Annotated in this window: 5 protein-coding genes; 4 read left to right on the top strand and 1 reads right to left on the bottom strand. The window is 62.1% G+C overall.

All coding sequences use genetic code 11. The features are described from left to right. Positions 1–881 (bottom strand): LacI family DNA-binding transcriptional regulator (locus EN906_RS21805; RefSeq protein WP_127375357.1); only part of this gene is annotated, 881 nt, incomplete at its 3' end. A gap of 404 nt (positions 882–1,285) precedes the next feature. Here EN906_RS21805 and EN906_RS21800 point away from each other — a divergent pair. From EN906_RS21800 to EN906_RS21785, 4 genes are all read left to right on the top strand, one after another. After that, positions 1,286–2,524: an ABC transporter substrate-binding protein gene (locus tag EN906_RS21800; RefSeq protein WP_127272131.1), complete on the top strand. Its 1,239-nt coding sequence runs from the start codon at positions 1,286–1,288 to the stop codon at positions 2,522–2,524. Between the two features lie 81 nt (positions 2,525–2,605). Next, on the top strand, positions 2,606–3,493 hold the full coding sequence (locus tag EN906_RS21795) for a sugar ABC transporter permease (protein WP_127322195.1): 888 nt from the start codon (positions 2,606–2,608) through the stop codon (positions 3,491–3,493). Next, entirely contained in the window at positions 3,490–4,428 is a 939-nt protein-coding gene (locus EN906_RS21790) for a carbohydrate ABC transporter permease (protein WP_127268554.1), read from the top strand. Before EN906_RS21795 ends, EN906_RS21790 begins: the two co-directional genes overlap by 4 nt. Positions 4,429–4,433: 5 nt before the next feature. Continuing rightward, the coding region (locus tag EN906_RS21785; protein WP_164777284.1) for an ABC transporter ATP-binding protein at positions 4,434–5,309 on the top strand (876 nt) is incomplete at its 3' end.

Here is a 5,309-nt window from a genome sequence, read left to right as displayed (position 1 = left end):
TCCGACGACTGCTTGGACACGACATCGACGTCGCGGCCAAGCTTGAGGCCGGCATCCTCGATGCCGGCGACGATCGCCAGTGTCGCGGCGGCAGCGCTGCTGACGAAGCCGTCCGGCCTGTTCTCGCGGCGCATCACCTGCGCGGTCCTGGTCCTGATCTGCTCGATCGTGTGATCGATGGAAACGGTGTTGAACGGAATTTCGCTGGCTCCGACCTCGCTCAGCGCATCGGCAAAGCCGTTCAGCGTGTGGCCATAATAGGTCAGCCCGGGCGGCGGCGACAGAAGCGCCAGCTTGTGCCTGCCCATGCTCGCCAGGCGGCGCACGGCCTCCATCGCGAAAACATGGTTGTCGAAGTCATGGTAGGGATGGACGAGGCCCATGTCGGTGCGGCCATGCGTGGCAAAGGGCATGCCGTGCTCGAGCATGTAGCGGGCGCGCGGATCGTTCGGTTGGGTGCGCGAAATGATGACGCCGTCGGCCGAGCCGGTCTCGACGAGATAGCGGATCGGCTCCATCGGATCCTGCGAGCGGGAATAGGGCGTGACGATCAGGTGATAGGGCGTTTCGGCGAGCACTTCCGAAACGCCGTAGATGATGTCCGAGACAAAGCTCATGATCTCGCGGTCAGTGTTGAGCACGAGGCTGATGACATTGGTCCTGCCGGTGCGCAGACGCACGCCGGCGCGGTTCGGCCGGTAGCCGATCTGCTTGGCGACGAGCTGGACGCGGCGCCTGGTTTCGGCGCCGATTTCCGGGGCATCCTTCAAGGCGCGTGACACGGTGGTGACGCCGAGCCCGGTCATGAAGGCAAGCGTCTTCAACGTCGGCCGTCCCTGTGCCGAGGTCTCCCCGCTCTTGTCCGTACGCTGTCTGTCCATTCGTCCCGCCCGTCAGGCGCATAGCAGCCGCGAGCCATGTCGGCAATCGCCGTCATGGCGATACGATATGCGTTCCAGCCCCGGTAAAGTCTCAATATACTGAAACGTTACAGATTGCCATATCGAGTTACATGTCCCTCGCCCACGAGGTGGATGGTTCTTTTGCGAAACGCTTGGGATTCCAGGAGAAATTGCCTCTGCCGCCGCCTTTTTGCCCGTATCAGGCGGCATTTCGGTGTTTGCGCCGCAGCAAACCATGCTGCAGTGCATGAGAAGCGCGATCATCCATGCGAATTTGTTCGCAGCCCGAAAAAATATCGAGGGTGCTTCGTTGATGGGTTGCACAGCCCGCGCAATTGCCGTATCGAAAATCTGTAACGTTTCAGATTCTGGGAGGAGCCGAAATGCGATACAGATTTTTGACCGCTGCGCTGGCAGCGACGGCCGGGTTGCAGTTTGCCGGCCATGCGGCCGCGACGGACCTGGAAGTCACCCATTGGTGGACGTCGGGCGGCGAGGCGGCGGCGGTTGCGGAACTTGCCAAGGCATTCGATGCGACCGGCAACCACTGGGTGGACGGCGCCATTGCCGGCTCCGGCGGCACGGCGCGGCCAATCATGATCAGCCGCATCACCGGTGGCGATCCGATGGGCGCCACGCAATTCAACCATGGCCGGCAGGCGGAAGAGTTGGTGCAGGCCGGCCTGATGCGCGACCTCACCGATGTCGCCACCAGGGGCAAGTGGACTGATGTCGTCCGGCCGAAGAGCCTGCTCGACGGCTGCACCATCGACGGCAAGATTTATTGCGTGCCCGTCAACATCCATTCCTGGCAGTGGTTGTGGCTGTCCAACGAGGCCTTCGAGAAGGCCGGCGTGCCGTTGCCGAAGGACTGGAATGAATTCGTGGCGGCAGCGCCGGCGCTGGAAAAGGCCGGCATCATCCCGCTCGCCGTCGGCGGACAGGCCTGGCAATCCTCCGGTGCCTTCGACGTCCTGCTTGCGGCTGTGGGCGGCACGGACACGTTCCTCAAGGTCTACAAGGACAAGGATGCCAAGTTCGCCGCCGGGCCCGAAGTCGCCAAGGTCTTCAAGGCCGCGGACGATGCCCGCAAGATGGCGAAGAACACCAATGTGCAGGACTGGAACCAGGCGACCAACCTGGTCATCACCGGCAAGGCCGCTGGCCAGATCATGGGCGACTGGGCACAGGGCGAGTTTCAGGTTGCCGGCAAGACCGCGGGCAAGGATTACACCTGCCTGCCAGGCCTTGGGCTGAACGAGGTGATAGCCACTGGCGGTGACGCCTTCTACTTCCCGCTGCTCAAGGATGCCGACAAGAGCAAGGCGCAGGAGGTGCTGGCCGAGACGCTGCTCGATCCCAAGACGCAGGTTGCCTTCAATCTGAAGAAGGGATCCCTGCCGGTGCGCGGCGACGTCGATCTCAATGCGGCCAACGACTGCATGAAGAAGGGCCTCGCCATCCTTGCCAAGGGCGCCGTCATGCCGTGGACGGACCAACTGCTTTCACAGGACACCCAGAAACAGAAGGAAGACCTTTTCGCCGAATTCTTCGCCAAGCCGGAACTGACCGTCGAAGACGCGCAGAAGCGCTTCGCCGACCTCATCGCTTCGGCGGACTGACGCTGGAGGCAACCCGCCTCGCTCCCGGCCTTGCGAATGCGGGGCCGGGAATGCACCGCCCTTACCCAGCCGGCTGACGAGATGAGCAAGAGCGCACGCCCCAACCTTCTGTTCCGCAACCTCAATGCGAAGGTCGCCTCGATCCCGATGATCCTCACCGCCATGGTGGTTTTCGTCGGCGGCACCGTTTGGACGGTGCTCTATTCCTTCACCAATTCGAAGCTCCTGCCGCGCCTGAATTTCGTCGGGCTCGACCAGTATTACCGCCTGTGGGCGGCGCCGCGCTGGCTGATCTCGATCGAGAACCTGTTGATCTACGGCGCGATCTCGCTGGTGTTCTCGCTGGTCATCGGTTTTCTGCTTGCCGCGCTGCTCGATCAGAAGATCCGCTTCGAGGACACGTTCCGCACCATCTTCCTTTATCCTTTCGCGCTCTCCTTCATCGTCACCGGCCTGGTCTGGCAGTGGTTGCTCAATCCGGATTTCGGCATCCAGCATGTCGTGCGGGACTTAGGCTGGACGAGCTTCAGCTTCGACCCGCTCTATAATTCCAGCATCGTCATCTACGGCATATCGATCGCTGCGCTGTGGCAAGGCACCGGGCTCATCATGTGCCTGATGCTGGCCGGCCTGCGCGGTATCGACGAGGACATCTGGAAGGCGGCGCGGGTGGATGGGATCCCGATGTGGAAGACCTATCTGTTCATCGTCATCCCGATGATGCGGCCGGTCTTCATCACCACGCTCGTCATCATCGCTTCCGGCATCGTCAAGGTTTATGACCTGGTCGTGGCCCAGACCAGCGGCGGCCCGGGCATCGCATCCGAAGTGCCGGCCAAATACGTCTACGACTATATGTTCTTCGCCCAGAACCTCGGCCAGGGTTTTGCCGCCTCGACCATGATGCTGCTCTCGGTGGTGATCGTCATCGTGCCTTGGGCCTATCTCGAGTTCGGGCGACGCAAATGAGCATTGCAGACATCACCGCTCAAGCAAGCGTTGCCGCCGGCGCGCGCCAGGACATCGCAGGGCCCTACGGTCCAAAGCCGCGCCGCATGATTTCGCGCCGCAACGTCTTCCTCTACGGCACATTGTTCGTCATGGCGGTCTACTACCTCTTGCCGCTCTATGTCATGGTCGTCACCTCGCTCAAGGGCATGCCGGAGATCCGGCTCGGCAACATCTTCTCACCGCCGCTTGAGATCACCTTCGAGCCGTGGGTCAAGGCGTGGTCAACGGCCTGCACCGGCCTTAACTGCGACGGGCTCTCGCGCGGCTTCTGGAATTCGGTGCGCATCACCGTGCCGTCGGTGCTGCTGTCGATCGCCATCGCCTCGGTGAATGGTTATGCACTGGCCAATTGGCGCTTCAAGGGCGCCGATACGTTCTTCATCATCCTGATCGTCGGCGCCTTCATTCCCTACCAGGTGATGATCTATCCGATCGTCATCATCCTGCGCGAAATCGGCCTCTATGGCAGCCTCAGCGGGCTGGTGATTGTCCATTCCATTTTCGGCATGCCGATCCTGACGCTGCTGTTCCGCAATTATTTCGCCTCGATGCCGGAGGAGCTGTTCCGGGCGGCACGCGTCGACGGCGCCGGCTTCTGGGGCATCTTCCTGCGCATCATGCTGCCGATGTCGCTGCCGATCTTCGTCGTCGCCATCATCCTGCAGGTGACCGGCATCTGGAACGACTTCCTGTTCGGCGTCGTCTACACCCGCCCCGACACCTATCCGATGACGGTGCAGCTCAACAACATCGTCAATTCGGTGCAAGGCGTGAAGGAGTACAACGTCAACATGGCCGCAACCATCCTGACCGGGCTTGTGCCGCTCATCGTCTACTTCATTTCCGGCAAGCTTTTCGTACGCGGCATCGCCGCCGGCGCGGTGAAGGGGTGACGGCGATGACGGCAGCCAATGATACCAGCGTTTCGATCCAGGACCTGTCGCTGAACTTCGGTGCGGTGACCGTCCTGGAGACGCTCAATCTCGATGTCGCCGATGGCGAGTTCATCGTGCTGCTCGGGCCGTCCGGCTGCGGCAAGTCGACCTTGCTCAACTGCATTGCCGGCCTGCTCGACGTTTCCGAGGGCCGCATCTTCATCAAGGGCAAGAACGTCACCTGGGAAGAGCCCAAGGACCGCGGCATCGGCATGGTGTTCCAGTCCTATGCGCTCTATCCGCAAATGACGGTGGAGAAGAACCTGTCCTTCGGGCTGCGTGTCGCCGGCACGCCAAGAGAAGAGATCGCCAAGCGGATCGCGCGGGCGGCTGAAATCCTGCAGATCGAACCGCTGCTGCAGCGTAAGCCGGCCGCCCTTTCCGGCGGCCAGCGCCAGCGCGTCGCGATCGGACGGGCGCTGGTGCGCGATGTCGACGTGTTCCTGTTCGACGAGCCGCTGTCCAATCTCGATGCCAAGCTGCGCGCCGAACTGCGCGTCGAGATCAAGCTGCTGCATCGCAAGCTGCAGAACACCATGATCTACGTCACCCACGACCAGATCGAGGCGATGACGCTGGCCGACCGCATCGCGGTGATGAAGGGCGGCGTCATCCAGCAGCTCGATGCGCCGCAGACCATCTATAACAGGCCGGTCAACCGTTTCGTCGCCGGCTTCCTCGGCTCGCCCGCAATGAACTTCGTCGATGGCCGCCTGGAAGACGCCGACGGCGGCTGGCGGTTCGCGGCCGAGGATATCAAGATCCCGCTCGGCACTTACGACTTTGCCAAGCCTCCGGCTCCCGGCCCCGTCACATTCGGTATCAGGCCCGAGCATGTC

The organism is Mesorhizobium sp. M7A.F.Ca.CA.004.06.1.1 (genome assembly GCF_003999135.1).
Taxonomy (GTDB): Bacteria; Pseudomonadota; Alphaproteobacteria; order Rhizobiales; family Rhizobiaceae; genus Mesorhizobium.
This window is presented reverse-complemented; position numbering and strand designations above follow the sequence as displayed.

Bases quoted from the DNA above. Each gene is read 5' to 3' on its own strand.
- EN906_RS21790 (WP_127268554.1), top strand. From the start codon at position 3,490: ATGAGCATTGCAGACATCACCGCTCAAGCAAGCGTTGCCGCCGGCGCG.
- EN906_RS21795 (WP_127322195.1), top strand. From the start codon at position 2,606: ATGAGCAAGAGCGCACGCCCCAACCTTCTGTTCCGCAACCTCAATGCG.
- EN906_RS21800 (WP_127272131.1), top strand. From the start codon at position 1,286: ATGCGATACAGATTTTTGACCGCTGCGCTGGCAGCGACGGCCGGGTTG.